The organism is Aminobacter sp. P4_H6_2, assembly GCF_056400805.1.
In genome coordinates this window covers 1-3,571 of the sequence record NZ_JBFUKO010000557.1, presented here as the reverse complement: position 1 = coordinate 3,571, position 3,571 = coordinate 1, and the positions used below count along the sequence as shown (strand labels likewise).

The window sequence follows — 3,571 nt, the reverse complement described above, 5'->3', positions numbered from 1 at the left end:
CTTGAACAGGTCGAATACCGAAAGAAACAAATCTCACTCCCTGCGACGGCTACTTGTATCGCATATGTATACGATCATTCCGCCCTTTTCACGCTTTCCGCTAGACGCCATCCGACGTGGTCTGCTCAGCGCGCAACATTTGAAAAAACTGCTGATTTACGCAAGGCCACGATGCAAAAAAGCGCGGCCTGAACCGCGCTTTTTGTATCCAATCCTGAAGGGTTATTGATCAGCCTGCTGCCACGACCGCTGCATTTTCAGCGCCGCTGCTAACCAGCCAGGCAAGAACAAGAAAAACCGCAAAGCCAATCACTGCCTTGGCCGTAAGGCCCCAGCAGGATTTCTGAACGCCGTCATCCATGATGTATCGCAAAACCCTTGTGGTTCGGTGAGCCGGCGGTATGTCCGCTGTTCCAGCTCGTCCCGAGTGGGAGTGCTGGATACGACTTTGCCGTCGCCTTCGCAACTGCAAAAAATGGCGAAAGCATGGCGAAATCTGCATGGCAGCCATGCCGCCATCAACTCAATTTTAATTAAATCAGATACTTATGCCAAATTTGTCGTTCATGGATCTTAAACACCTGTGACGACACCACGGCAGGTGGGCACACTCGAAATCCGACGGATAGCCGTGCTAGTTTCCCGCCAATGATCAACGATTCCTTCTCTATGACCGGCCCGTTGAGCGGCCTCGACATTGCAGCGCTGGCATTTTTCCTCGCTGGCTGGATATTTCATGCGCTTGGCGCCGAGGGGCATATCGTCAAGCGCCTGTCGCTGACGCGCGCAATGAATGCCCAACGCGCCGCCTGGATGGCAACGATGGCACGGCGCGAGGTCAGGATCGTCGATACCTCGATCATGAACGGCTTGCAGCAAGGCACCGCGTTTTTTGCCTCAAGCTCGCTGATTGCGGTTGGCGGCTGCTTTGCCTTGCTCGGCGCGTCCGACCGCGTGCTCGCCATCTTGAGCGACGTGCCGCTGGCGGGAGCAACGGCGCGCCCGCTGTTCGAGATCAAGGTAATCGGCCTGATCATCATCCTTGCCTATTCGTTCTTCAAATTCGGCTGGGCTTACCGGCTGTTCAATTACTGCTCGATCCTGATCGGTGCGGTGCCCCAGATCGGCAGCCGTAGCGAGCCAGACGCTGAGATTGATCTCGCTGTGATGCGGGCAACCCGTATGAACCAGCTTGCAGGCAAGCACTTCAACGCCGGGCTGCGGGGCGTTTTCTTTTCGATCGGCTATCTCGGCTGGTTCGTCGACGCGCGCGTGTTCTTCGTCACTACGGTCGTGCTGCTCGCCGTGCTGATCAGGCGCCAGTTCTTTTCGGAGGCTCGCCAGGCGGTCCTGATTCAGGATCCAGGTGCGGGAAACGGCCGGTCGATCCGGCCGGACAGCCAATAGGCCAGCAGGCCGACCCATTCGCGTATCGCCATCGTGGTGTTCTGCAGCGAATCGGCAGGATTATCGGTGAACAGGCCAATGCCCTCCTGACCCGATGTGCGGTAATCCACCGGCCAAGCAACGACCGGAAATCCGGCCTTGGCAAACAACGCCATCGATCGCGGCATATGGAAGGCCGAGGTGACGAGCAGCCAGGTTTCGCCTGGCTTGGGCGTCACGAGCTCCTTGGAGAACTGCGCATTCTCGTAGGTGTTGCGCGAACGGTTTTCGAGGATGAGCCGGTCGCGGGCCACGCCAAGCGCTTCGAGCAGGCGCGGTGCGGTGTCGGCGTCGCCCTCGCCGTCCAGCGTCAGCGCGCCGTTGCCGCCTGAAACGACGATCCTGGCGTCAGGATAGCGGCGGGCAAGGATCGCGGTCTCGACCATGCGGTCGCCACCGCTGTTGAGCTCATAGCCGCCGCGCGCAAGATTGATCGCGCCTTCGAAACCACCACCGAGCACGACGATGCCGTCGACCTTGGCCGGCGTTGCCGGGCGCTGGAAACGCTCTTCCAGCGGGTTGAGCATCAGCGAGCCGAGTGAGGTCCAGGTGGCAAGCGCCAGGATCAACAAGGACACGAAAGCCGTGGTGCGAAAGAAGCGCCGGCGGCCAAAGAAACTGGCAACGAGCCCGGCCGCAAGCAGGAAGATCGCAAAATTAAGCGGCTGGGCGAAGAACCAGAAGATTTTGGAGAGGTAAAAGAACATCCATTCAAGGCAGGCGCTATGCGCCTACCACCACTTCTCCGGCTGGAAACGTCCTGCTGCCTGCTCGATGACATGAGCAGTCTGGAACAGCGTTTCTTCATCGAACGGCCGGCCGATGAGCTGGAGACCGAGCGGCAGGCCGTTGCCGTCGAGGCCGGCGGGAACCGCAATGCCAGGCAGGCCGGCCATGTTCACCGTCACCGTGAAGATGTCGTTGAGGTACATCTTGACCGGATCGGCGGCCATGTCCTCGTCGGCGACGCCGAAGGCTGCCGACGGCGTTGCCGGCGTCAGGATGACGTCGACGCCAGCCGCGAAAGCCAGTTCGAAGTCGCGCTTGATCAGCGTGCGCACCTTCTGGGCCTGGAGGTAATAGGCGTCGTAGTAGCCCGCCGACAGCACATAGGTGCCGATCATGATGCGGCGCTTGACCTCGCGGCCGAAGCCGGCGGCGCGGGTGTTCTCGTACATCTCGATGATGTCCTTGCCCGGCACGCGCAGGCCGTAGCGGACGCCGTCGTAGCGGGCGAGGTTCGATGAAGCTTCGGCGGGCGCCACGATGTAGTAGGCCGGCAGCGCGTATTTGGTGTGCGGCAGCGAAATGTCGACGATCTCCGCGCCGGCATCCTTGAGCCAGGCGATGCCCTTCTGCCAAAGTGCCTCGATATCGTCAGGCATGCCTTCGACGCGGTATTCCTTGGGAATGCCGATTTTCATGCCCTTGAGAGACTTGCCGATCGCCGCTTCGTAATCCGGAACCGGCAGGTCGACGGAGGTGGTGTCCTTGGCGTCGACCGACGCCATCGACTTGAGCAGGATCGCTGCATCGCGCACGTCACGGGCGATCGGGCCGGCCTGATCGAGCGACGAGGCGAAGGCGACCGTGCCCCAGCGCGACACGCGGCCATAGGTTGGCTTGATGCCGACCGTGCCGGTGAAGGCCGCCGGCTGGCGGATCGAGCCGCCGGTGTCGGTGGCGGTGGCGCCAGCGCACAGGAAAGCCGAGACTGCGGCAGCCGAACCACCGGACGAGCCGCCCGGCACCAGCTGCTTGTTCGAGCCGCCCGCGCGCCAAGGATTGATCACCGGGCCGTAGTAGGAGGTCTCGTTGGACGAGCCCATGGCGAACTCGTCCATGTTGAGCTTGCCCAGCATGACCGCGCCGTCGGCCCAAAGATTGGCCGTCACTGTCGATTCGTAGCGCGGCTTGAAGCCGTCGAGCACATGGCTGCAGGCCTGGGTGTGCACACCTTCGGTGGCGAACAGGTCCTTGATGCCGAGCGGGATGCCCTCAAGCGCGCCGCCCTCGCCCCTGGCGAGCCTGGCGTCGGAAGCCTTGGCCATGTCGCGCGCCTTGTCGGGCGTGGTGGCGATGTAGGCGTTGAAGATCGGATTGGCCTGTTCGATGGCAGAGACAT

Annotated in this window: 4 protein-coding genes; 2 read left to right on the top strand and 2 right to left on the bottom strand. The window is 61.4% G+C overall.

The annotated features are described in order from the left end of the window. A partial coding sequence (locus tag AC1DUU_RS26460; protein WP_476786330.1) for a hypothetical protein occupies nucleotides 1-192 on the top strand: 192 nt, incomplete at its 5' end. A 477-nt stretch (nucleotides 193-669) separates the two neighbouring features. Beyond that, on the top strand, nucleotides 670-1,407 hold the full coding sequence (locus AC1DUU_RS26455) for a DUF599 domain-containing protein (protein ID WP_476786329.1): 738 nt from the start codon (nucleotides 670-672) through the stop codon (nucleotides 1,405-1,407). Here the strand turns inward: AC1DUU_RS26455 and AC1DUU_RS26450 are convergent. Both AC1DUU_RS26450 and gatA read right to left on the bottom strand, forming a co-directional pair. Continuing rightward, nucleotides 1,356-2,153 carry a YdcF family protein gene (locus AC1DUU_RS26450; RefSeq protein ID WP_476786328.1) on the bottom strand — a complete coding sequence of 266 codons (798 nt, stop codon included), beginning with the start codon at nucleotides 2,151-2,153 and terminating at the stop codon, nucleotides 1,356-1,358. The genes AC1DUU_RS26455 and AC1DUU_RS26450 overlap by 52 nt on opposite strands. A gap of 24 nt (nucleotides 2,154-2,177) precedes the next feature. Continuing rightward, a partial coding sequence (gene gatA, locus AC1DUU_RS26445) for an Asp-tRNA(Asn)/Glu-tRNA(Gln) amidotransferase subunit GatA (RefSeq protein ID WP_476786327.1) occupies nucleotides 2,178-3,571 on the bottom strand: 1,394 nt, incomplete at its 5' end.